Origin of the sequence: Ningiella algicola (assembly GCF_028401415.2) — a bacterium.
Classification (GTDB): domain Bacteria; phylum Pseudomonadota; class Gammaproteobacteria; order Enterobacterales; family Alteromonadaceae; genus Glaciecola.
Genome location: NZ_CP171821.2, coordinates 3,489,915 through 3,515,289 on the forward strand (window position 1 = coordinate 3,489,915; position 25,375 = coordinate 3,515,289).

At 45.7% G+C, this 25,375-nt stretch carries 19 protein-coding genes; 11 read left to right on the plus strand and 8 right to left on the minus strand.

Annotation, left to right across the window (positions count from 1 at the left end; translation table 11 throughout):
• Nucleotides 1-5: 5 nt before the first annotated feature.
• The 3 genes from PN836_RS15215 to PN836_RS15225 form a co-directional block, all read right to left on the minus strand.
• Nucleotides 6-806 carry a S1/P1 nuclease gene (locus tag PN836_RS15215; RefSeq protein ID WP_395339790.1) on the minus strand — a complete coding sequence of 267 codons (801 nt, stop codon included), beginning with the start codon at nt 804-806 and terminating at the stop codon, nt 6-8.
• Between the two features lie 154 nt (nt 807-960).
• Nucleotides 961-1,755, minus strand: coding sequence for a GntR family transcriptional regulator (locus PN836_RS15220; protein WP_395339793.1), 795 nt, complete (start codon nt 1,753-1,755; stop codon nt 961-963).
• Between the two features lie 14 nt (nt 1,756-1,769).
• Nucleotides 1,770-4,475, minus strand: coding sequence for a TonB-dependent receptor plug domain-containing protein (locus PN836_RS15225; protein ID WP_395339795.1), 2,706 nt, complete (start codon nt 4,473-4,475; stop codon nt 1,770-1,772).
• A gap of 242 nt (nt 4,476-4,717) precedes the next feature.
• Between PN836_RS15225 and PN836_RS15230 the strand changes: the two genes are divergently transcribed.
• Nucleotides 4,718-5,941, plus strand: a complete 1,224-nt coding sequence (locus PN836_RS15230) for an anhydro-N-acetylmuramic acid kinase (RefSeq protein WP_395339797.1) — start codon at nt 4,718-4,720, stop codon at nt 5,939-5,941.
• On the plus strand, nt 5,938-6,942 hold the full coding sequence (gene nagB-II, locus PN836_RS15235) for a glucosamine-6-phosphate deaminase NagB-II (protein WP_395339800.1): 1,005 nt from the start codon (nt 5,938-5,940) through the stop codon (nt 6,940-6,942). The genes PN836_RS15230 and nagB-II overlap by 4 nt, the downstream gene beginning before the upstream one ends.
• 23 nt (nt 6,943-6,965) lie before the next feature.
• Here the strand turns inward: nagB-II and PN836_RS15240 are convergent, their stop codons facing one another.
• The gene (locus tag PN836_RS15240) at nt 6,966-7,598 is read right to left on the minus strand and encodes a flavin prenyltransferase UbiX (RefSeq protein ID WP_395339802.1); all 633 of its coding nucleotides are present in this window, start codon (nt 7,596-7,598) and stop codon (nt 6,966-6,968) included.
• 38 nt (nt 7,599-7,636) lie between these two features.
• Nucleotides 7,637-9,007 (minus strand): UDP-N-acetylmuramate:L-alanyl-gamma-D-glutamyl-meso-diaminopimelate ligase, encoded by a 1,371-nt coding sequence (gene mpl, locus PN836_RS15245; protein WP_395339804.1) that lies wholly within the window; start codon nt 9,005-9,007, stop codon nt 7,637-7,639.
• A gap of 430 nt (nt 9,008-9,437) precedes the next feature.
• On the opposite strand from mpl, the gene PN836_RS15250 reads away from it, so the two are divergent.
• The 4 genes from PN836_RS15250 (at nt 9,438) to PN836_RS15265 (ending at nt 13,394) form a co-directional block, all read left to right on the plus strand.
• Nucleotides 9,438-10,406, plus strand: a complete 969-nt coding sequence (locus PN836_RS15250; protein ID WP_395339807.1) for a class 1 fructose-bisphosphatase — start codon at nt 9,438-9,440, stop codon at nt 10,404-10,406.
• A 158-nt stretch (nt 10,407-10,564) separates the two neighbouring features.
• Entirely contained in the window at nt 10,565-11,101 is a 537-nt protein-coding gene (gene ppa, locus PN836_RS15255) for an inorganic diphosphatase (RefSeq protein WP_395339809.1), read from the plus strand.
• 145 nt (nt 11,102-11,246) lie between these two features.
• Nucleotides 11,247-11,708 (plus strand): DUF3299 domain-containing protein, encoded by a 462-nt coding sequence (locus tag PN836_RS15260; protein ID WP_395345695.1) that lies wholly within the window; start codon nt 11,247-11,249, stop codon nt 11,706-11,708.
• Nucleotides 11,709-11,762: 54 nt separating this feature from the next.
• Nucleotides 11,763-13,394, plus strand: coding sequence for a methyl-accepting chemotaxis protein (locus PN836_RS15265; protein WP_395339811.1), 1,632 nt, complete (start codon nt 11,763-11,765; stop codon nt 13,392-13,394).
• A gap of 103 nt (nt 13,395-13,497) precedes the next feature.
• Here the strand turns inward: PN836_RS15265 and PN836_RS15270 are convergent, their stop codons facing one another.
• From PN836_RS15270 to uvrA, 3 genes are all read right to left on the minus strand, one after another.
• Nucleotides 13,498-16,341, minus strand: coding sequence for a DUF5060 domain-containing protein (locus PN836_RS15270; protein WP_395339814.1), 2,844 nt, complete (start codon nt 16,339-16,341; stop codon nt 13,498-13,500).
• Between the two features lie 80 nt (nt 16,342-16,421).
• The gene (locus PN836_RS15275; protein ID WP_395345698.1) at nt 16,422-16,811 is read right to left on the minus strand and encodes an acyl-CoA thioesterase; all 390 of its coding nucleotides are present in this window, start codon (nt 16,809-16,811) and stop codon (nt 16,422-16,424) included.
• Nucleotides 16,812-16,826: 15 nt separating this feature from the next.
• Nucleotides 16,827-19,658: an excinuclease ABC subunit UvrA gene (gene uvrA / locus PN836_RS15280; protein WP_395339816.1), complete on the minus strand. Its 2,832-nt coding sequence runs from the start codon at nt 19,656-19,658 to the stop codon at nt 16,827-16,829.
• Between the two features lie 236 nt (nt 19,659-19,894).
• Here uvrA and PN836_RS15285 point away from each other — a divergent pair, with 236 nt between their 5' ends.
• The 5 genes from PN836_RS15285 (at nt 19,895) to PN836_RS15305 (ending at nt 25,371) form a co-directional block, all read left to right on the plus strand.
• On the plus strand, nt 19,895-21,316 hold the full coding sequence (locus PN836_RS15285; RefSeq protein WP_395339818.1) for an MFS transporter: 1,422 nt from the start codon (nt 19,895-19,897) through the stop codon (nt 21,314-21,316).
• Between the two features lie 151 nt (nt 21,317-21,467).
• Nucleotides 21,468-23,414 (plus strand): putative bifunctional diguanylate cyclase/phosphodiesterase, encoded by a 1,947-nt coding sequence (locus tag PN836_RS15290; RefSeq protein ID WP_395339821.1) that lies wholly within the window; start codon nt 21,468-21,470, stop codon nt 23,412-23,414.
• Between the two features lie 205 nt (nt 23,415-23,619).
• Nucleotides 23,620-24,156, plus strand: a complete 537-nt coding sequence (ssb, locus tag PN836_RS15295) for a single-stranded DNA-binding protein (RefSeq protein ID WP_395339824.1) — start codon at nt 23,620-23,622, stop codon at nt 24,154-24,156.
• 140 nt (nt 24,157-24,296) lie between these two features.
• Nucleotides 24,297-24,623 (plus strand): hypothetical protein, encoded by a 327-nt coding sequence (locus tag PN836_RS15300; protein ID WP_395339826.1) that lies wholly within the window; start codon nt 24,297-24,299, stop codon nt 24,621-24,623.
• Nucleotides 24,624-24,690: 67 nt separating this feature from the next.
• Complete coding sequence (locus PN836_RS15305) at nt 24,691-25,371, plus strand: hypothetical protein (protein WP_395339829.1); 681 nt, start codon at nt 24,691-24,693, stop codon at nt 25,369-25,371.
• The last annotated feature ends 4 nt before the right edge of the window (nt 25,372-25,375 follow it).

The window sequence follows — 25,375 nt, forward strand, 5'->3', positions numbered from 1 at the left end:
GCAGCTCAATTAGCACTACCGGCATCATCAAACACGTCGTTTAAGTAAGCGGCAATGCGCACGCCGCCTTGTTGTAGGCGAAGCTTTACGGTTGGGATGTGATCGTATAGATAGCGCCATGATAGCTCATCACTTAGCGGATAGATTTCATCACGAATGTTGGCGCTTTCAGCAATATAAACAAGTGGGTCGGTAATCATCCATTCTTGCGCTTGTTCATCGCTTATTTTACTGCCTAACCAAGCACTCCATTCCGAATATGACAGTTGGCGTCTATCGATGAGTCCAGAATCCCATACACGATGCAAATTAGAGCCTTCTCTAAAAAACTGGACACGCACGTCATTTCCACCTCGGTCAGTGCCGTTGCCAGCATGTAAAGGCTGGTGTAAATCGCCGATAATATGAATGGCAAAGCGTAAAGAAAGCTGTTTGCTGGCAAGTGAGGCATCGGGGTCTTTGAGTGTTTTTGTGAATGCTTGTAATGCAATATATGCATCTCCTTTTTCGGGCGCGCCAACGTCTTGATAGCGTTTCCCTTCGGGCACGGTCACATAGTGATATGGACCCGCAACTTGTTGCCAAAACTCATCTGGATTCGAACGCATTTCATCCGCATAAGTAGACGCTTCGGCAAGTGTTTCATTGGGCAGTATTGATGCAATAGCTGCCTTAGCTTGCTCGCTAAGGTATTGCTGTGCAATTTCACCCGTCACACGATGTCCGGTTTGACCCCAAGCGAGCGCGCTTTGCGCCCAAGAGATGCTCATACATGCAGAAAGTATTATTGCAGTTTTCAAATACATAAAGTTTCACTGTTGTCTGTTAGATTCCAACTCTTATGATACAAACAAATCGCAGATGGGCTATACCTTTATGAAAATATTTCGTTTATATAAGAACAAGGCAATGAGATAAAATATGAATGTAAACATAATCGCAAAGGATAAGGATGCCAACTTACCAACCCGAACCAAAACTGTGCAGTTTAGATGTGAACACGTATTTGTCGCCTCGATAAACACTACGTGTGTACTCCAAAGGAGTATTGTCGTTTAGATAGGTGTAGCGCTCAATACGCAAAACGGGATCGCCTTCACGTATCGACAGCAGACTCGCTTCAGTTGGTGAGGCGATTGATGCAGTGATTTTTTGAGTGCCATGAACAGGCGCGTAACCTTGCTCATTTAAGGCATGATAAAGCGAGTCATTCACTGACGCTAAATCTGGCAAAAACTGGGCAGGGATTACGGCGTTTTCAATGCCCATAGGCATATTATCTGAGAGCCGCACCCGACCTAAACGACAAACCGCATCGCCACTTGCAATATGAAGTGCGCTCGCTTCGTCGTCAGTAGAGTCTGCATAAATTTTGACTAACCAAATTGAACTAGGATCGACGCCTAAATTCCGCATTTCGTCGGTAAAGCCGGTTATGTCTTCACCTTTATGCTCAATGCGCTCACTAATAAAGGTGCCTGCGCCTTGCCGCCGAAACAACAAACCCTCTTGAATCAGCAAATCTACCGCTTTTCGGATGGTTACGCGAGAAGCCCCCGTGCGCGCTTGCAGCAGTCGCTCCGACGGTATTGCCTCTCCGCTTTTCACTTGACCGCCCAATATAAGCTGACGCAACTTGCTAGCTAACTGTTGATATAACGGAGTGGAGCCTTGCCATTGCGCATTGAGCTGGTCTAGTAGGATATCTTTGATAGTGTCATCCTCTGCATAAAAACGGCGGTTTGAGATGTCCAAACCGCTGTTTTTGTTTAAGGTCTGAAGCGAAACGTCGCACCAATGGTGCGGCCAATGGTATCGTAATCACTAACAGTGCCGAAGAAGTTACCGCCAGCTTCAGGTAACGGAGGTTCTTCGTCGAGCAAGTTATCAATGCCAACCGTAATTTCGTAATTGTCACCAAATTGGTATGTGGCTGCAAGGTCGATATAACTTTGCGAACCAATACTGATGCTATCATCCAAGGCAGCATCTACATCACCAATGAAACGCCATCCTAGTTGTATATTCAATTCGCTGACCTCAAAATCAACCCATGCTCGGTGGCGATAGTCTGCTTGCAGTATGCTGGCGAAGTCACCCGTGCATGAAGTACCGAATGTTCCCTTACAGTCTAAGGCCGGCACGGTTGCATTGTTTTGTCGGCTTTGTGAATCGACAATATTACCCTGGTAGCTAAATTGTACGTTTCGAATACTATCACTGATGTCACCAAAACCGTATCTCAGGCCGATATCAAAGCCAGCCTGATCCAGCACTGCTAGGTTAAAATCGTTGACCAAGGTTTGACTGATTAAACCTGTGCTTGAGTCTCGCAACACTGCGCCACACAGAGGATTGCCTTCATTGGGGTCATCAATATAGCAACTCGTCAGAGCGGCTATAGGCTGAATTTGGCTAACGGCATCGGTAATTTCGATATCGTAATAGTCGATGGTCAAGTCTAAATCCTCGACAAATTCGGGTGTGTAAACAAGACCCATACTGAACGTTTCTGATTCTTCTGGTTGGATGGTGTCGTTGCCGCCAAAGGTATAAATGGCTTGTGATGTATCAAAAGGGGTGCCGGGAGCGGCTGCGCCAAGTCGCTGACATTGTGCGGTGTCACCGCGTCCGTCTAAACAAGGATCGCCATCAAATCGTCCTCCTAAACGAGGAATAAAAGATGAGCTAGTGGGATCGAACAAAGCCAATGAAAGCGCAACTTCCGGTCCTGCAAACTCACCAAGATTTGGCGCACGAATAGCGGTTTGTCGCGTTGCTCTGAAGCGCAAATCATCATTCAGCGCCCAGCTCAAACCAATTTTGTTAGTGCTTGCAGAGTCCACATTGGAGTAGTCTGAATGGCGGTATGCGCCTTCGACCGAAAGTTCTTTAATGAGCGGAAGATCTCTTAAAAGCGGAACAAGCAACTCACCATAAAACTCTTTTGAATCAAAACTGGCGTCTATTGCCGATATGCCGCCAAGTCCATAGGCGGTGCCGCTTACCAGAGCAGTGCCTGGCGTCTGAACCCCTTCCTCATCACGGTACTCGTAACCCACCGCAAAGCCAATTGGGCCAGCTGGAAGCTCGAAAAAGTCGGCAGAGTCGCCTGAAATCGTGAAATTCACAACCGATTGAATACGCTGACGGTCAGAGTGAATGATAGGGGAGCTAAGATCGCTAAAGTCAGTAGGCCCAAAAATGTTTCGAGTATTGGCTAAGCCCTGAAAGTCTTGACGAATCGCGTTGTTGTAAACGGTGGCGGTGCCGTCAGTGCGCCCGTATTGGCCGTATATGTCCCAGCCAATGAAGTCGGTAATGTCACCTCTAAAGCCCAGTTGAAATTGGATAGTATCTCTGACTGTGCGAGTTTCTTGTAAGCCAAATCCGAGATTTTTTTGCACGCCTAGCAGTGCATTTCCATCTGCATCAAAGGTAAGTAAGTTCGAAATTGCGTCGGTCACAAAAGGATTATTTTGCGAAATCGTTATTTGTTCATTTACCGATACGGGCGTTTGTCCAGTCGATCCAGCGCCTGTGACTCTCACTTGAGTAAACATGGCTCTTCCGTACATCTCAAGCCCATCATCTATTAGGTCGTAATTGAAAAACACATTACCGGTTAAACGTTCAAGGGGCTGAATCAAAAAACGCTCAGGTGTGATATTAGTGGTTTGTGTCGTGTCCGACAGCGCGCCGGTGTCGGTAAAGCTGAAGTTTCTATCGCTGGCAATATCGGTAAAGTTGCCGCCTAACCCAGCAACATTGGTTGGCGTACCCTGTGTAAAGTCGCGATCGCCCGCTAAAAGCTCGTTACGCTTGGTATAACCAATGTAGCCGGTAATGTTGCCGCGCCCGTTGTCTATATTGGTCCCCATGGTGGCGTCAATATTGAACACTTCACCACCACCGTCGCTAAACTCTATGCCTGCGGTCGTTTCAAAACCATCATATTCATCATCTAAAATGAAGTTGACGACGCCTGCTACTGCGTCTGCGCCATAAACGGCTGCCGCGCCGCCAGTCAGTACTTCGACCCGTTTAATTAAACCCGCAGGTATGGCGTTTACATCTACCGCATTTCGAAAGCTAAAAGGCACCACGCGAGAGCCATTGACTAACACCAATGTGCGGTTTTGACCCAGTCCTCTCAAATCAATAGTAGATGAGCCAAGCGAATCACCTACAGTGGCACCTGTGCTATTTGCCCCTGCTGCGGCTTGAGGGAGTTTTCTGACGATGTCCTCAATAGTGACTGCCTGATCCGTTTCTAATTGAATTTCATCAATGGTAAATACAGGGCTGGTAGCGCTTAATTCAGTGCGCGCTATTCGTGATCCAGTGATTTCAATGACCTCGGCTTGTTCATCGTCCGCTGCTTGCTGAGCAAAAGTGGGAGCACTGAGCATCACAGTGGCCGATAGTGCGATAATTAAGTGCTTTGTGATGGTATTGACTTGGAAAGGTTTCATAATCGTCCTTTGCTAACTATTGATGAAATGCATAATAGGTATTTAATTGGTATTAAAATTATATTTAAAAACTGAAGCTGTCAATGTAATAATGATTAAAAATTAATCAATATGAGCATAATAACGTCTAATTTAAGACTATCTAAGCCAAATGTATTGCTTTGGTATTTTAAATTGGTATTGTTGCGACTTGGTAATACAAGCTTTAGATTGTGATATGACTCCTTACTCACGTAGGCAAAATGCATAGAGATATACTTAAATTAAATGAAATTGCAGCTAAACCGAGCAGAATGGTTCTTGGCTTAATGAGCGGAACCTCGCTTGATGGCTTGGATATAGCGCTATGTGAAATCTCAGGACATGGCACGCAAACGAGTTGCGAGTTACTTAACTTTCTCACCCTCGAATACGAACAAGACTACCGCGACAAAGTAAAAGAAGTATTCGCCAAACAGCACGCCAGCATAGAACACTTGTGTTTAATGAATGCATGGATTGCTCGGCAGCATGCAAAGATGGTGAACGAGGCATTGGATCAGTTCACCGTTGATCGCGTAGACGTGGATTTCATTGCAAGTCACGGGCAGACAATTTATCACAGCCCACGCGTTCAGCATGGGTTGGAGGAGTTTCCTAATGCGACGCTACAAATTGGCGACGGTGATCATATTGCGCATTTGACGGGCATCATTACGCTTAGCGACTTTCGGCAAAAACATATCGCGGCCGGTGGGCAGGGTGCTCCACTGGTTATGTACGGTGATTACCTGCTATTTAAAAGCGACACAGAAAATAGAATACTCTTAAATTTAGGCGGTATCGCTAATTTAAGCTTGCTTCCCAAAGACAGTCGCGCATCCATTCTAAGTTCGGACCTTGGGCCGGGTAACACCATGATGGATGCATATGTACAACAGTATTTTGCACCCGCCACTTTTGATTCTGATGCGCAAATTGCAAGCAAAGGTAAGGTATCAGAACCGCTGCTTGCTGCTCTGCTCGACAATGTATTTTTTAACTTGGGGATGCCCAAAACGACCGGTCCTGAACTTTTTAATCTTCAGTATCTTGATTCCGCCATATCGAGCGCGAAGCTGCAATTGGGCAATAGTGAGCTAACTCATGAGGACGTAATGGCCACCTTATGTGAATTTACGGCAGTGTGCGTTGCAAATAGCATTTGTTCGCTTGCAGAAGACTTAAGAACAGTGTCGGTTTATTCCAGTGGTGGTGGCGTGCACAACCCTTTGTTAATGCAGCGCATTGAAACACTTGTTAAATCAGGTTTACCCGCAGTGAAATTTTCAAGCACTGCAGATTTATCGGTGCCTCCAGATGCCAAAGAGGCGGTACTTTTTGCCCTTCTCGCTAACGAAACCATAAGCGGTGAAGCTATAGACTTCCCTGCGTCTTCTACAAGTATGCCCAACATCAGCATGGGTAAAGTGAGCTTTCCTCGATGAGTGAATCACTTATGAGGATGGAGGCGCGCCAAACGCCAGATAGAATCGAAAAACAGCTTAGTGCTAATACAACACGCTTGACTGAAATTCACGCTCAAATAGCGGCTTTTGCCCCCTTATCGGTAATGATCATTGGACGTGGGTCGTCTGATCATGCCGGCGTATATGCAAAATACTTAATCGAAACAGAACTTGGACTGCCCGTTGCATCGGCCGCTCCTTCTGTTTGCACATTGTTTGGTAGGGCCTTAAAACTGCAAAAAACGCTCGTAATTTGCATATCACAGTCAGGTCGAAGTCCCGATATACTAAAGCAACTTGAGCTTGCAAAAACATCAGGTGCCTTGTGCTTAGCAATAGTGAATGATGAGGATTCACCGCTGGCGAATCTTGCTCAACTTGTTTTGCCCCTGCATGCTGGAAAAGAGCGAGCAGTTGCTGCAACAAAAAGCTATTTATGTACCTTAAGCGCCATCATCGCCTTGGTAGCCACATGGTCGCAATCACAAGACTTACTTAAAGGCTTGTCCAAGTTGCCCCAGTGCATGCGCCAAACGATTCAGGGAAGCGCTCAGCTGCTTAGTCAGCAATTGAGTCAGGTGAGCCATTGCATGGTATTAGGAAGAGGGTTTGGCTATGCCATATCTCGAGAAATCGCACTTAAATTTAAAGAGGTCTGTGGCATTCACGCTGAAGCTTATAGTAGCGCTGAATTTTTGCACGGTCCGGTTACCTTAGTGGCACAAAAAATGGTGCTGATTAATGTCGAGATTGAAGATGAGACTTCAAGTGCACACCAAGCGCATGTTGAGGAAGTAAAGTCTCAAGGCGGGGAAGTAATCAATCTGATTTCATCAAACGCATCACATGACCTACACCCAAGACTGCAAGCTTTGCTGGTTATGCAACGATTTTATTTAGATATAGAAGCTATTGCGCTAAGTTTTGGCTTTAATCCAGACGCGCCCGTTGGGCTGAGAAAGGTAACGAAAACGCTATGACAGGATTCAGGTTATACATTATTTTAGCGCGACTGATCGTAGCCCCAGCGCGAGACTAAAGCTTGGTCGACTCCAATATGGTCAAGAATTCGTGCTACCACAAAGTCGACTAAATCTTCAATGGATTTAGGATTATGATAAAACCCCGGCGCGGCAGGCATAATAGTCACACCTAAGTTTGAAAGTGTCAGCATATTCTGAAGATGTAAGCTTGACAGTGGCATCTCTCGTGGCACAAGAATCAATTGCCCCTTTTCTTTGATAACCACGTCTGCCGCCCGCTCAATCAGGTTGTCACATGCACCTACCGCCAGCGATGACAGTGTGCCTGTTGAACAGGGGCAAATAATCATTTGCTTGGGAGCAGCAGAGCCTGATGCAACGGGTGAAAACCATTCTTCTTTTCCACATACGGTGATTTGCGAGGGCTTGGCTTGGGCTAACTCGGCGAAAAACTCTTCAGCTTTATCAGGTTTAGCAGGCACTTTTAAATCCTCCTCTGTCGCAAACACCACTTTAGCCGCAGAGGATATAAGCAAAAAAACATGATAGTCGGCGCTCACTAACTCTTTTAATAGTTTAACAGCATAAGGCGCACCAGATGCACCTGTAATGGCAAGTGTGATTGACCGTTGTTTCGCTACCTGACTACTCATGCTTCATCGTATCCTAATTATTATATGGTTATCGCTTGTTACACGTTTGCTCGCTTTGACAGTTCATCGAGTAATTGTGAATGAATTGCATCGAAGCCACCATTGCTCATCACTAAAACGTGGTCGCCCGCATGCAGAGAGGGAATGACCTCATTGACGATAGCTTGCGTGCTTTGGTATAGCTTTACAGGCACTTTACTGTTATCCACAAGCTGTTGAAGCGACCAGTCTAGGTTTTTGGGTTCTAGCAAATGCACCTCATCAGCCACCAGCCAAGACTGAGCCAATTGATTTTTGTGCACTCCCATACGCATGGTGTTTGATCTGGGTTCTAAAATGGCCACTATTTTTTGATTACCCACCTTGTTGCGAAGCCCTTCAATCGTCGTTTTTATTGCAGTAGGATGGTGCGCAAAGTCGTCATATACCGTGACGCCTTTTTCTAAGCCTTTGACTTCCATGCGACGTTTCACGTTTTTAAATAACGATAGGGCACTGATCGCGTCCTCAAAATTCACCCCAGCATGGTGAGCAGCCGCAATTGCCATTAAGGCATTGTGCATATTGTGCTCACCAATCAGATTCCAATGAACCGTACCAATCGCCTTTCCTGCGTAAGATACAATAAACTCGCTACAGTCAGATTTGATTGGTTGCGACTGCCATAGGGCTTTATGCGCGTTGCCGATAAACTGTTGCTCGCTCCAGCAGCCCATCTCAAGCACAGACTCCATATTGGCTTCGGCCGCTTTGGATAAGACTAAGCCATTTGAAGGCACCGTGCGCACTAAATGATGAAACTGGCGCTTGATAGCGTCCAAATCATCAAAAATATCTGCGTGGTCGAACTCTAGGTTGTTTAAAATTAAGGTGCGCGGACGGTAATGGACGAACTTAGATCGCTTATCAAAAAATGCGCTATCGTACTCGTCAGCCTCAATTACAAAAAAGGGGCTCTTGCCAATGCGCGCCGAAATGCCGAAATTTTCAGGCACCCCACCGATCAAAAAACCAGGCTCTAATCCCGCATGCTCAAGAATCCAAGTAAGCATGCTTGTTGTGCTTGTTTTACCGTGAGTGCCAGCAACGGCAAGCACCCATCGGTCTTTTAGCAGGTGATCTAACAGCCATTGTGGACCGCTGGTATAGGGCAAATTTCTATCTAATACAAACTCAACCGCCGGATTACCGCGCGCCATTGCGTTTCCAATAATGACGATGTCAGGTGCGGGGTCAAACTGCGAAACGTCATACCCCTCCGACAGGCTAATGCCAAGTTGTTCTAACTGTGTGCTCATTGGCGGGTAAACGTTACGATCAGAGCCGGTAACGGTGTAGCCTAAACTTTTTGCAATGGCCGCAATGCCGCCCATAAAGGTGCCGCATATGCCTAATATGTGTACGTGCATAAACTGTCTATTTTAAAAAATGAATGAATCAGGTACTTTGCTAGTGTATCAGAAGCTTGCGCTCGCTTAATTGTTTTAGGGTACTGCGAAACAAAAATCATCCATATTACAGTCAAATCAGCTTGAAGGCTCGCATGAGCGCACATACTGGTATGCTGTTGAAATCCACTTGTGGAAAAATTTAATTGCTCTTACCCAATCGATAGGTGAGTTTCCGGAAAAAGACTGAATTTTAATTTTCAGTTAAATACTCACTAACATCACAGCTTATAATAATGCTGCAAAATCATTCAGCAAAGATCAACGCTCTAGTGTCAACAAAACTCTGTATAGCGAATATTCCGAGTATTTAGTTGAGCAATTCGTGCATGTCACTACAATAGGTGCTGCCGAGTATTTCGTATCAACACACAGTAAGGACATTTAACCGATGAAACGCCTCAACTCCCAACTGCAACATGACGGTGCGCCGCTTGAACTCATTTTGCTTATCCGTACTTTACTAGCGGCTTGTAAAGAAATCTCCTTCAGGGTGAGTCAGGGCGATTTAGCGGGCGTACTGGGCTCGACCTTGAGTGAAAATGTTCAAGGCGAAACACAAAAAAAATTGGATGTTATTTCCAATCAGATATTAAAAGATACCTTGCGCGAATCCGGGTATGTCAAAGCGATTTCTTCTGAAGAAGAAGAGGACGTGGTGCCATGTAGCCCTGACGGCAACTACTTGGTCAGCTTTGATCCCCTCGACGGTTCATCCAACACCGAAATTAATAGCCTAATTGGTACCATATTCTCGATTACGCATGCTCCGCAGTGGATGAAGCCGGAAGACCCATCCGCCTTTTTGCAACCAGGTACGCAGATGGTGGCAGCAGGTTACGTGCTATACGGCCCATCAACCATGTTGGCCATGACCACTGGTCGCGGGACACATTTGTATACCCTGGATAAAACGCATGGCGGATTTTTGGTTACACAAGCCAATGTTAACATTCCTGAGAAAACCAGTGAGTTTGCAATCAATACCTCTAATCAGCGTCATTGGGAGGAGCCTATTCAGCAATATGTATCAGATTTAATTGCTGGCAGTGAAGGGCCGCGTAAAAAAGACTACAACATGCGCTGGGTGGCTGCGATGGTAGGTGATATACATCGTGTGCTGTGTCGTGGCGGCATATTTATGTACCCTTTTGACAAACGGAACCCAAAAATACCGGGCAAGTTACGCTTGTTATATGAAGCCAATCCTATGGCATTTTTAATTGAGCAAGCCGGTGGATTAGCGTCGACAGGGGAAGGGCGCATCATGGAAGTGATGCCACATGAGATTCATCAACGCGTGCCAACACTATTGGGTTCAAAAGACGAAATAGAAGCGTGCTTAGCGTATTATGAATAGCCTAAACTAAAGCCAGGCAATATGCTAAGACATTTGTCGCAAGCAATTTACTTAGACGGCGTAGCACGCTAATGTGAAGCGCTTTATTGAAAGCGCGCGATTGACTATACTGAATGCTTTAGCCACTAATCAAAATTTACCAATTTAAAGGAAGCAACATGAGTTTGAACAATGTACCAGCGGGCAGTAATCTACCCGATGAAGTGTATGTGATTATTGAAATACCTGCGTTCTCGTCTCCCATCAAATATGAAGTAGACAAAGACACTGGTGCGCTGTTTGTTGACCGTTTTATGGGCACGTGCATGCAGTACCCGCTTAACTATGGCTACGTTAACAATACGCTGTCAGACGATGGCGACCCAGTTGATGTATTGGTGATGACTCCCCATCCTTTGCTAGCAGGCTCGGTCATAAAGTGCCGTCCGGTTGGTGTATTGAATATGACAGATGAATCTGGACAAGATGCAAAAGTCATTGCAGTACCCGTCGCTAAGTTATCTCAGTCATACAATGATGTTCAGGACATTGATGATGTGCCAGCTTTGCTTAAAGACCAAGTAGAACATTTCTTCGCTCACTACAAAGATTTGGAAAAGGGCAAGTGGGTTAAAATTGATGGCTGGGCCGGTATTGACGCTGCAAAAGCCGAAATTGTGTCAAGCGCAGAGCGCTATGAAAAGCACGCTGATTAAAAACAAATTCATCACAAACGTACAATAGAGTATCGATTTTTGGTAGATTGAACAGGTTCGCTTAGCGAGCCTGTTTTGTTTTTTCAGATTTGATAATCCCGCTACCGAGGAGCATCGCGTGAGGGTTTACGCCAAGTTCAATTGTTTGTTATTTGTTTTTTCGTTTTTGACGCTGCTAGCATTCACTAGTCAGGCAAAAGAGCCCAAAGAAATGTACTGGGAAGACTTAGTACCAGAAGGGTTTGTAGTGCCTCCTGCTGAGCTCAACCATAGTTTCAACATGACACAAGCACAACCTAACGCGCCACTGAAAGAAGAGCTCAATGGTGAGTTTGTCAAAATTCCTGGTTTTGTTGTCCCGCTTGAAGGTGATGCCGAGACCATCACAGAGTTTTTACTCGTTCCGTATTTTGGCGCGTGCGTGCATGTCCCCCCTCCGCCATCAAATCAAATAGTTTATGTAAAATTTTCCGAAGGTGTGCCGATAGATAACTTGTACGATGCAATTTGGGTCACTGGTACTTTGTCAACAGAAGGTTGGCAAGGCGACATTGCATCGGTTGGATATCGTTTGGCAGGGCTTGAAGTGAGTGCGTTTGAAGGTTAGTGCGCTCATTTGAGTTCTGGTTTCAAACTAGGGCTTATATTAAATGGGTACACTATGAAATTTTTCGCACGCTTTTTAGCACAACTCAGTATCGCACAGAAATTATTTGCGATCCCTGCGCTGGCAATTATCAGCTTTGTCATTTTTGTCGGTTTTACCGCGACGACCGCTAGCAACAACGTAAACTTGCTGGAAAACGCGCGGCAAATGCAGTTTCCAGCATTACTTGCGTCCAGAAATGCTCTAGTCAATATGGAAAATGTAAAATCGAGCTTGAGCGCTGCCGTAACCACAGGTGATGAAGAATCATTGGGTAAAGCGCAAGTTGAGGCTGACATAACCCTCAAAAATCTCCGCGCTATCCAATCGCTTGATAGCAGCCTGTCTGAAAAAGTGACTCCGATATTAGAGAATTTCTCTGCCTATTTTGATGTCGCTTTCAGTGTAAGTGAATCCATGGTGAACAACACCGCTGATTTTTCCAAGCTTGCCCAGCTTACCCAAGAAATGAATGATTATTTTGACACGGCCCAAATGCAACTTTCAGAGTTTAGCGACGCCCAGCTTAACGATTTTGAAGGTGCTATTGAAACATCAAATAACGCTGCACAGCGTCTAAGTCAAATTGGTATTGTTATGGGTTTAGTCACAGCATTTATACTCCTGGCTGTTGCTATCCCTATTGTTCGCAATCTGCGCTCAAGCATTTTAAATGTCGTTAATTCGCTTAAAGACATCGCTCAAGAAGATGGTGACTTGACTGTGCGGATCCGAACCGCTAACAAAGATGAAATTGGCGACTTGGTGCATTGGTTTAATCAGTTTGTTGAAAAATTACAGACCGTAGTAAAAGATATTGGTGCTGCTAGTCAACCCTTGGCCTCACTTGCTGATAATCTGAATCAAGTATCGACCGACGCGCGCTCTACCATTTCTGCTCAGCAAATGTCAGCGGCAGATGCGAAAGCGGCCGTTGATGATATGACGACAAGTGTTAATGCCGTTGCTGAAAGCGCGAACGAGGCCGCGCAAGCCGCTAGCGAAGCGTCTGGCGCAGCGGATGACGGTCAGCGTGTCGTTAACCAAACTGTCTCTAGTATTCAGTCACTAGCGGCTCGCGTAGATGAGACGGCCGTGGTCATCAAAAAGCTCGAAGAAGACAGTAATCAGGTAGGTGTAGTGCTTGACGTGATTAAAGGCATTGCTGAACAAACTAATCTACTTGCACTTAACGCCGCAATTGAAGCCGCGCGTGCAGGTGAGCAGGGTAGGGGATTTGCCGTAGTTGCCGATGAGGTGAGAACCTTGGCCTCTCGCACGCAGCAATCAACAGAAGAGATTCAATCAACGATTGAACAGCTACAAAATGCTGCCCGCTCTGCTGTAACTGTGATGGCAAAAGGCACGGAGCAAGCATCGTTGAGCGTTGATGAAGCTAATAAAGCGGGTAACAGTTTAGGTGCGATAACCGATACTATTAGTCGTATCACCTTAATGAACGATCAAATCGCGAAATCAACTGGCGAACAGCAATCCGTTGCTGCGTCCATCAGCCATAATGTAGTTGAAATCAATAACCGTACGGAAGATACTGCGTCTAGCTCAGAGAAACTTACGCATGTGAGCCACGAGCTTGAGCAACTGTCCGAAGACTTTAGCCAAATCATGCGTCAGTTCAAGTACTGATGCTTGTTTGAAGCTGATAATAAGAGCGCTAAGCGCCTACCATGTTGAAATTGCCCGCATTAAGCGGGCATTTTTTTAGATGCTGAATAGCAAGCAAGCTTGCCTAAGGAATGGGAAGAATACTTACTACCGCATCGCGTCCTGATAGTGCCTGTGGTTTAGATATGCTTAACACACCCTGTACATTCGCTTCAGTATTCTGTGTTGGTGTGCGTGTACCGGTAATTGGGTCCATCCACTGCACTTGATAAACATCCGAAGGCACATCAAACACAACCCTATCACTTGTGTCGAGTACATAAGCTATTCGTTGAGCATTAATGCTTGCTTCATAAAGCACGCCGCTTGACGCTTGCGCATGTGGCGTGAGGTCAGCTATCGATATTTGCTGACTATGCAGCGCGTTAAAATAGTCGGCAGCAATACGGGTAACGCGCCATAAGTTTTCTCGTACACGAAAATCTTCAGACGACAAATCATTATGAGGCTGATGTGCACCAAAATACCACTCTACACCCGTCGCGCCAGCTAGCAATGCACCCCACAATGCATGGCGTCGAATTTCGTCATGGTTTGGGTCATCTGCATCCACCATAGCGCCAATTTGCCAAGTGCCAATTTCGTCCATCGTGATTGGCCAACCTTGTCCGTCATTGACATTGTTTTCTTTTGATAATGCTCGCCACTTGAGGATTTCAGCAAACACGGTTTCGCGATTATCAACTTGAAATGAAATGGCATCTATATCGCTGTTAAAGACGGGAGGAAGGATCTGATCTTTGTCATATGAGCTTGGCAAAGTATGCAAAAACACGGGATTATTGTGCGGGTCATTTTTAGCAAAATACGCTGCCATAGCTATTCGCTGCTCGTCTGTTTGACCATTGGGTGACCATTGAGCAGGGCCATTTTCTTCGCCTAAATTCCAGATCAGGCCATTGTGATAACCGAAGCGAGCAATCAGTTCGCGATAGTACAATTTCCGCAAGCGTTCGGTATTGCCGCCATCCAATAAGAGCTCGTTTTCGGTCTCTTGCGTGACTACATGCAGTAACATACCCCTGCGCTGAAGGTGGGAAAACACCATATCCCATTGGTCGAGTTTGCTGATATCGAAACGTTCAAATTCATCATGTGTGGTATATGGCCACACGTCGCGACCGTCGCCATCGATATTCATTGACAGAAAATACTGTGATTGCATACCCATATCCGCTAGGTAATTAACTGCACCAATGATGCCTTTCCCTTTACCACTGCCATTTTGTGCTTGCCATATCGCATCGCCTTCTCGCCAATCTTGAAGGTGAGCTTCGAACTCATGAATGTAATCGGGCGCTTTTGCTTCGCCCTCTCTTGCTTGCTGTGAAGCGCGATAGGTGCCGTCAATTTCATGAAAAGACAAAAAGTTTTCAGGGCTGTTGCTGCCCACTTTTATCCAGTATTTATCAGTATGAGGGAAATAAAAGTAACCGTCTTTTAAATCAACCTGACCATTGGTGGCAAAAAAACCTGCATTGGGTTCACTCTCACCAATGATAAAGCTGCCTTCACTAGTGTTCACCACAGTTGACTCGTTAAGCAGCTCTTGGGATGCAAGCACAACGTCACTTCCTTCATACAGGCTAGCACGATACTGCCATGTGCCTTTGAGCTGAGGCGTAAACTTGGTGCGCCAAACTTGGCCAGAGTCGGCGCCGCTATTGGCTGCGTCACCATCGCCGGCAAAATAACCCTCAACCCTAACTACCGTTCCACTTTCATGAGTAAATTCGACTTCCATAAGGTAGTCAACGAAGGGATTAATTTCGTCAGACTCAGACACTTGTTTGCCGAGTATATTGACTTCAATGGCTCGCCCAAAAGCAATGACTATAGGACTTTGCTTTTGAGCATCAGATAATGAATATTGATCGACCAGACCTGACACTGAAATGTGTTCCAAGCTGTTAAGCTCAGGCGCGCCGCCGGCATTTCCGCTACCTGAAACGGTGATTAATGTGTCGTCGATAATGCCGAAGCCTGTGCCGTGACGGCCAAGATTTAAAGTGGGTGCACTTGTCCATGTTTGCGTGCGAGTATCAAACAAGTTGACCTCGTTGTGCGCTATTTTTTGTGCGGTAGACTCACCACCACCGATTAAAATGTGCTGACCCAATGCGATCGCCATATTGCCAGCGCGCGGAACAGCAATGTTCTTGTCTGCGGGCAGTGTTGACCATGTTTGAGTAACAAAATCGAAAACATCGACTTGGGCTTGAGTTAAAGACATGCCTTCGCCGGTTGCATGCGACGTTTGCCGTCCCGCCATTGCGTAGAGCTTGTTGTCGACTACCACCGCTTGAAAATGATCGCGCGCAGTGGGGGCATCTGCAAGCGCAACCCACTCACCCGTTTTAGGATTGTAACGGTCAAACCAAGGCACGCTTCCGCCCATATGACCATTGGTTAAGCCCCCGAGCATGTACAACTCACCATTATATTCGACTAAACCTGCCGCGCCGCGTTTTCGCGCTGCTGGAATAGGATGGCTCTTGCGAAGAGCATCCTCACTGGGGTTATAAATCAATACATGGTCCACAGCGTCTTCTTCTGGCCATTTCCCAGTAAGCGCGCCAATGATATAAATTTCATCCTGAAAGCTGACAGGCTGGAAGTGATGGAGCTCTTGGCTTGGCGTGAAGTGCTGTTGCCAAGTGTTGCTAGCAAGATCATAGTGCTCAATGGCCTGGTCGCGTCGTCCACCCATTAGCACAAGGGAATTATTGTGCGCCACTAAACCAGCTTCATGACGCACGCCATGATTGCTCTCGACCAATTTCCAAGCCAAGTCGTCTTCGCTTGGTGAGTCGGGGTTTGAGCATCCGGTCAACAGTACAAAGGCAAACGTAGATAACAGCAAGGCGGCGCTTTCAGCTGCCGCTTTTGGGCGGAATGTGTGTTTCACGATGGGCTTCCAGTATGTATTAACATGGTGTTAACACATTACTGGAAATGCCTAATTTTAAATAGGAACTTTTACGCGCGCTAGAGGCTAAAAGCGGCTAATTGCGCTTTTATGTCGTCCGGTATTTTCGCAGAACGCTGGCTTTGATAGTCAAAATGTACCAGAGTGGTAGTGCCTTTAGCTTTCAAATTCTCATCTTGCCAAAGCTCTTGGTAAACAACAAAAGAGCTGTTGCCGATTTTTTGTATGCCCGTTTTAACGCTTACCGCTGGCGCCATATAGATTTGCTGTAAAAAATCGACGTGGTAATTCGCCAAAATGAGCGGCCAATTGTCTAAGTCTAATTCCGGCGTAAACAGCTTAAAGATAGGGAAGCGAGCCGCTTCAAACCATCCTACAAGCACCGTGTTGCTAACGTGTTTAAGGGCGTCGGTTTCGTAAAATCTCACGTCGAAAGTCTCGACCAACATGTTTTCACTCATGATTTACGCTTTCTTCAATAGGCATTTCAAAAAGTGACCAGTGTGCGAGGTCTCCACGTCACACACATGCTCAGGTGTGCCTTCAGCGATAATTTGCCCACCACCGGAGCCGCCTTCAGGTCCTAAGTCTACAATCCAATCCGCCGTTTTAATCACATCTAAATTATGCTCAATGACGACAACGGTATTGCCATGATCTCTTAATCTGTGAAGTACCGCTAGCAGCTGTTTGATATCGTGAAAGTGCAGCCCAGTCGTCGGTTCATCCAAGATATATAGGGTTTGTCCGGTATCACGCTTTGAGAGTTCTTTCGCTAATTTAACGCGCTGCGCCTCACCGCCTGAAAGCGTGGTCGCAGACTGGCCGAGTCGAATATAAGACAAGCCGACATCCATCAAGGTTTGCAATTTACGCGAGATAGCGGGAATAGCATCAAAAAAGTCGCGTGCGTCTTCCACCGTCATCTCAAGCACTTCGTGGATGTTTTTATTTTTGTATCGAATTTCCAGAGTTTCGCGATTATAACGTTTTCCTGTGCACACATCACATGGCACATAAACGTCCGGTAAAAAGTGCATTTCCACTTTAATCATACCGTCGCCTTGGCAAGCTTCGCAGCGTCCACCTTTCACATTAAAGCTAAATCGACCAGGTTTGTAGCCACGCGAGCGGGCTTCCTGAGTACCAGCAAACATTTCACGTATTGGCGTAAAAATCCCAGCATAAGTGGCAGGGTTAGAGCGAGGTGTTCTGCCAATAGGGCTTTGATCAATATCTACGACTTTATCAAGGTGCTCCAAGCCGGTGCATTTCTTGTAGGGTGAAGGCTCATTCACTGTTGCACGATTAAGTTCTCGCTGGGCAATGCGGTAGAAGGTATCGTTAATCAACGTTGACTTACCTGAGCCTGATACGCCAGTGACGCAGGTCATCAATCCCGTAGGAATGGCGAGGTTCACCGATTGCAGGTTGTTTCCAGTAGCGCCTTCAAGTTTCAGCCACTTTCTTCCTTTTGTTGGCGTGCGCTTGCTGGGCACTGCAATGCCTTCTGTACCCGCTAAGTAGCGACCGGTCAGAGAAGCTTCACAGCTCTTAATGTCCTCAAGTGAGCCTTGTGCGATAATTTCGCCGCCATGTACGCCGGCACCGGGCCCAATATCGACGATGTAATCCGCTTCGCGAATAGCGTCTTCATCGTGCTCCACTACAATTACCGTGTTGCCAAGATCCCGAAGGTGTCTCAAGGTTTTTAACAGACGTTCGTTGTCACGTTGATGAAGACCGATGCTTGGCTCATCCAGCACATACATTACGCCGACTAAACCTGCGCCTATTTGGCTAGCAAGACGAATACGTTGAGCTTCGCCGCCTGAGAGCGTATCGGCGCTTCGCTCCATTGAAAGATAGTTAAGCCCGACATTTACTAAGAACTGCAAGCGGTCGTTGATCTCTTTTAGGATTTTGTCGGCTATTTTCGCTTTTTGCCCACTCAAATCTAAGTTGGCAAAAAAGTCTAAGGCATCAGAAATGGAGCGACGCGTAATGCTAGGTAAGTTCGTGCCGTTAATAAATACATTACGCGCTTCTAAACGCAGGCGAGCGCCGGAACATTCGCTGCAATGCTGGTGAGCCATATACTTACCCAGCTCTTCGCGCACCGTGTTTGATTCCGTCTCGCGATATCGACGTTCCATATTCGGGATAATCCCTTCAAAGGGGTGCTTGCGCTCCATAATATCGCCGCGTTCATTGATATATTTGAACCTAATTGATACGCCTTTTGAACCGTGAAGCACGATATTTTGGGCATTCTCATCTAGCGCTTTAAAGGGCGTTTTCAAATCAAATCCGTAATGGTCTGCCACCGACATCAGCATTTGAAAATAGTAATAACTGCGCTTATCCCAACCGCGTATAGCACCGCCTGACAGACTTAGTTCATCATTTCCAACCACACGATGGGGGTCGAAAAACTGCCGAGTCCCTAAACCATCGCACGTTTGGCAAGCGCCAGCCGGATTGTTGAACGAAAATATTCTTGGCTCAAGCTCGGTAATGCTGTATCCACAGTGAGGACAAGCAAAATTGGCAGAAAATACGATTTCTTCTTTGTCTGGCTCATCCATAAACGCCACTTTAGCGTTGCCAGAAGTGAGATTCAGCGCCGTTTCAAAAGACTCCGACAGTCTTAGCTGTAAATCGTCTCGCACTTTAAAACGGTCTACCACTACTTCTATGGTGTGCTTTTTGCGCAAGTCTAAGTCAGGAGGGTCTGATAAATCACACACCTCGCCATCAATCCGCGCACGAATAAAGCCTTGGGCAGACAAGCTTTCCAGCGTTTTGATATGCTCGCCTTTTCGCTCTTGAACCACGGGGGCTAAAAGCATCAATTTTGTCCCTTCTGGCATTTCAAGCACTTTGTCGACCATTTGGCTGATGGTTTGTGCATCAAGTGCCACGTCGTGTTCAGGACATTTTGGTGTGCCAACGCGCGCAAACAACAGCCTTAAATAATCATAGATTTCGGTAATTGTGCCCACGGTAGAGCGAGGGTTATGAGACGTAGACTTTTGTTCAATTGATATGGCAGGCGACAAGCCTTCAATATGATCCACATCTGGCTTTTCCATCATCGAAAGAAACTGACGCGCATAGGCCGATAAACTCTCAACGTATCGCCGCTGACCTTCAGCGTATAATGTGTCAAAGGCGAGTGAAGACTTGCCTGAGCCAGAGAGGCCAGTGATCACAACGAGTTTTTCTCGGGGCAGTTCTATATTGATATTCTTGAGGTTGTGCGTGCGAGCACCGCGAACTTCGATTTTATCCATATGAGTGTTTTGCTTATTTCAGTTGCTTATTATTGATTGATGAAAAGGCGAAGGGCGAATTATGCCACACTTCTTTGCTGACTTTGTTTGTATTAGTAAATACTTATTCTAAAGCGTAAAACTTAGTGCATGCTTCTACGCATCAATCTGCTTTTTGGTCTACTCAAAGGCGCTTAAAACCGATAAACTGCGCCCCGACATAACGACATCAAAAAACTTAGGTAACGAAACGCTTCATGTCTTCAGATAGGCTTACCAAACACGAGCTCACCGCTGCGGCTAGCCTTGCATCCGTATATGTACTGCGCATGCTGGGTTTATTTATGGTGATCCCCGTAATTGCCGTTGCTGCGGTAAACTTTGATGATTATTCACCGATGCTGGTGGGCTTAGCCGTGGGCGGTTATGGTCTTACTCAAGCTATTTTACAGATCCCCTTTGGTGTGCTTTCAGATAAATGGGGTCGAAAACCCGTTATTTATTTAGGTCTGTCTTTCTTTTGCATCGGCAGTTTAATTGCCGGCTTTGCAGATTCTATGCTGATGCTGACTATCGGTCGCATTTTACAAGGGGCAGGCGCTATTGCCGGTGCAATTATGGCCTTAGCAAGCGATGTGACTCGCGAAAGTCAACGCACCAAAGTGATGGCGATTATTGGTGTTTCTATAGGTTTTTCTTTTTACATTGCACTTTTACTTGGTCCTTTACTGGCCGCCAATATTGGCCTGCAGGGAATATTCTTACTCACTGCCGCGCTCAGCCTGAGCTGTTTTGTCATTATAAAATTTGGTGTGAATGAAGGGCTAAATTCGGTCGATGGCACGACCCGTGGCAAGCCGTCGAATGCTACGGGGGATTCGCTGCCCAAACTTGACCAGCTTGGCGGATTATTTAAGCATGCACAATTATGGCGCCTGAATATTTCGGTGTTGGTCCTGCATTTGCTCATAACCACTTTTTTCGTGCAAATCCCAGTATTGCTTGTTGGTATTGATATCCCTTTGGCAGAGCACTACAAGGCTTATTCTATCGTGCTTTTTGCATCTATTGCGGTGCTGGTGGGCTTCATGCACATCACCAAAAACCTGCCCATAAGCACTTCCTTTAAGTTGGCGCTGTTGTTTATGGCTGGCGGATTTTTTGTGCTAATCACGCAATCGCTAACATTCTTTGCTATTTGCGTCGCAGGTATTTTGTTTTTTGGCGGGTTTAACTTCTTAGAGGCAAAAATGCCGGCCATGGTTTCATCGCTTGCGCCTGCGGGTCAAAAGGGAAGCGCCATGGGTATTTATGCCAGCCATCAGTTTTTTGGTGCCTTTTTAGGTGGCGTTGTGTCGGGAATCCTCAATACGCATTTTAGTGCGCAAACAAGCTTCATATTTTGTTTGATGGTGATTTTCTTATGTGTATTAATTACCAAAGGACTTGCTAGTGCTGAGCGGCTCAGGCGAGTGACGCTTCCGTTTAAAAATACATTGCCCGACACCGAAACAGTCAGAACCAATATACATTCCAATCCAACCGACATAAGCAAGGCGCTTAGTGATTTACCGGGAGTGAAGGATGTCCATGCAGATGATGAGGATCAGGTGTTTTATCTAAAAGTAGATGCTAAACGATTCAACATTCAGCAAGCTAAGGACATATGTGAAGGTTGACAACAAATTCTCATAGTGACTCTTGATAATATAAGACTGCGAATATTTTGATTAAAGCACTTGCCCAACGTGGTCGATATTTATTGTTATTCTCACCCTAGTTGCATAGCAAATTGTTTTGGGCACTCATTGTGCTATAAAAGGATACGTTTTGACGCCCAGTTCCGTAATCGAGCCATCGAGTCAGTTGAAAAAAGACAATATAGACTTGCTGTATGGCAATTCCTTAGCGGGTATTTTAATTAGCTATATAGCAAGCTCAGGCATGGCCTTGGGGTTTGAGCAATCAATCAGTTTCAACAACAAGTACCAGTGGTTGTTATGCATGTCTCTCATTTTGGCCCTGCGGCTCATCGATTGGTACGTTTGGCGGCGACTCGGTAACAGTGCGTTGTTTGACCAACGATTTGCATTAATCCGGTTCAGAATTGGTGCGTTTACTACCGCAATCTTGTGGTCAATTTATGCGGTATTGTTTTATGAGCAAATGGACGTTATTCAGTTTTGTACGACGCTGATCATTCTTGCTGCGATGGCGGGCGGGGCAAGTACAGTGCTTGCTGCCGACAAACTTCTCTCAGCTTCCTATGCTAGTTTGCTGATCATACCTATCTCGGTTATTGGGATTATTTCTTCTGAGCATTACCAGAACATATTGGGCGCATTGGGGCTCTTCTTTGCTGTTGTCATGGTGGTTTCAGGACAAAAATCAGCGCGGTTTACCCATACGGCAATTCAAATGAAGCATCAAAACGAAGCCTTGGTGCTTAAACAAAGTCAGCTAGTGGACCAAATTAGGTCGCACAATCACGAGCTATCAGAAACGGTCGAACGGAGAACGCGCGAGGTCGTGGAGCTTTCAAATAAGGATCCCCTTACTGAGTTAGCGAATAGAACCTCCTTCGCACTGACCTTTTCAAAGCAGCTAAAAAGTATGCGGCAAAATCAGCAAGTGCTTGCACTGTTGTTTGTTGACTTGGATGGCTTTAAAGCCATCAATGACCAGTTCGGACATTCCATGGGCGATCGTGTTTTACAGGCTATAGCCTTAAGGTTGAGAGCGCGTTGTTCAAATACCGTAAAGCTATGTCGTTGGGGCGGAGATGAATTTGTTCTTACGCTTGAACGACAACATGAAGACCAAGCTGCATCTTTGGCAAGGCAAATAATTAGCGATATCGAGAAGCCAATTATGTTTGAGCAGCATATCCTTAACCTAAGCGCAACGATTGGTATATCGATGTATCCAGAGCATAGTGAGGACGCAGCCGAGTTGATATTGCTGGCAGACCAAGCGATGTATGAGCAAAAAAAACAAGACAAAGCTAACATCTGTGTATTTTCGAAGGCGCTTCATGAAAAGCTGCATCAAGAAGTCTTACTCAAAGCCGCTTTGTCCAGTGCGATAGAAAACGGTGAGCTGCATTTGGTGTATCAACCCATACATAATGCACATACAGGGGAGCCTGTTTTCTCCGAGGCTTTGCTTCGATGGGAATACCAACAAAACTTGATACCACCGGATCTATTTATTCCGATCGCGGAAAAGCATGGATTGATTAATAGCATTGGCGAATGGGTATTACTGATGGCATGTCGCGATGCGGCAAAATGGAGCGCTGAGACTGGAAAGGGCGTATCAGTCAATACCTCCGTCAAGCAACTGATGCGACCTGACATGGTTGATATTGTGTGTAGAGCATTGGAGGAGTCAAAATTACCTGCGCATTTGTTGTGTCTTGAAATTACTGAGTCGATTTTTGCTGAAGACATGGCGCATGTTTCTGCGCTCATCGATGCGCTTCATGATGTGGGGGTTTCACTTGCGATTGACGATTTTGGTACAGGCTTTTCCTCACTTGCCATGCTACAAAACTTATCCGTCGACACGATAAAAATTGACAAAAGTTTCGTTCATAACCTTGAGGGAAATGGTGAGGCGATTATTCAAGCGACCTTGCTTATTGCCAACGAGTTTGGTTTAGACGTGGTTGCTGAAGGCGTCGAAACTGAGCGACAAGCCCAGATGTTAAAAACAATGGGAATAACGAAACTACAAGGATTCTATCTTAGCAAACCCCAAAGGTTTCTATCATAAACGCTTGCACTTGCAGGGGCATTTGCCGCAAAACCATACCAAGATACAGTTCATACACTTCAAATACTTAATTACATTGTGGATATTCGCTTTGGTTTTTCATGAGCATTCGCGTAATGATTCACTAGCCTAAAGTGAGCAAAACGCGTTACACTTAATTGCATTATAGCAACGCACAAAAACTATAGATAAAAAAGGAAATCAAATGGCCTCAAGAGGTGTAAATAAAGTCATTTTAGTTGGCAATTTGGGCAACGATCCTGAAGTGCGGTACATGCCAAACGGAAATGCCGTTGCCAATTTGAGTATTGCCACAAGTGAAAGTTGGAAAGATCAGCAGGGTCAACAGCAAGAGCGCACTGAGTGGCATCGAATTACCATGTATCGCAGACTGGCAGAGATTGCTGGTGAGTATTTGAAGAAAGGCTCACAAATTTATATTGAAGGTAAACTTCAAACGCGCAAGTGGCAGGATCAACAAGGTAACGACAAGTACACGACTGAAGTGATTGCTGATCAAATGCAAATGCTGGGCGGCGGTCGTTCTGACGGTGCTCAAGGTGGACAAGGTGGGTATCAGCAGCGTCCTCAGCAAAATCAAAACAACCCTAACCAAGGCTATCAGCAGCCACCACCTGCGAATAATCAAGGTGGTCAAGGTAATCGTCCACCCCAGCAACCTCAACAGCCGCCGAAAATGGCAGAGCCTGATTTTGATTTTGATGATGATATTCCGTTCTAATTTCTGTCTCTGAGTGCAATCAGGAAGTGGAGCCAAAGGTCTGTGATTGTGGCAAAGTGATAGCCACGGTCATAAGAGTTAAAGATGACGAACAGGCCACGCCAAAAGATGGCCAAGACTAAAAGGAACAAGAGCAATAGATGAAAGCTACCACTCTAAAGCATATGGCGCTCGCATTGCTGGCATCCATATTCCTTACAACAATACCAGGTGCAGCTGATGCCGAGGAAAGCTATGCTTGCTTCGACGAAAAGATGGTCGTTATATTAGAGCTTATAGATGATGTTTGTAAGAAGGGCGATATCGTCATAACAGCAAGCCCATCACTATATTGTGATTACGATTCCCAGATAATAAAGCAAAATGAAGAAGGTACACGATTTACTTGCCGATATATAGGAGAGAAACGCAAGCTACGAGAAATCCCTTCGCTGGACGATTTAGTTGACAAAATGCATCCTAAATAAGCCCAAGTCCTTTTTTTAAAATACATTATCCTAATTAAGCTGATTTTCACTCATAACAGACTTAAACTTGAGAAAATGCGATATTATCAATGACCTTATGGTGAGTAATCAAAACAACTGGAGCGCAGCGCGTTTGCGACATACGATTTTTTTGCTCCTATCGCTGAGCTTGCTGGGTGGTTGCGCAGGATCTTTGCAGCTTGAAACATCAGTGGACATTCCGGCACCTTTGGTACAGCAATTACCCATAAATGTGGGTCTCTATATCCCTGAAGAGGCGCGTAATTATGTATATCTAGAAAACAGTGAAGAGCGACCAAACTGGTCAATTAGCATAGGCTCTTCAAAAGCTGAATTTTTCAGTAAACTTTTAACGCCCATGTTTACCACATTGGATTCACTTAATAGCCTCTCGCCAACAACGAATGAATATGACGCCATACTGATACCCAAGCTACAAGATATACAATTTGCACTGCCCAGCGAAACCGGACTGGCATTTTACGAAACTTGGATAAAGTATGAGCTTTTGCTTCAATCGCCTGGCGGAAACCTCATCGCACGTTTTCCCTCGACGGGCTTTGGCAGATTTGAGGGTGGGATGTTTGATAACAAAGCTGACAATTTACAAATGGCAACAAACAATGCCTTCCGTGATTTAGGGGCAGATATCGTATTTCATTTCAAGCGCAACGCCGATGTGCAAAAATGGCTTTCGACTTACCCCACCGATATTGGAATAAAGTGATGCC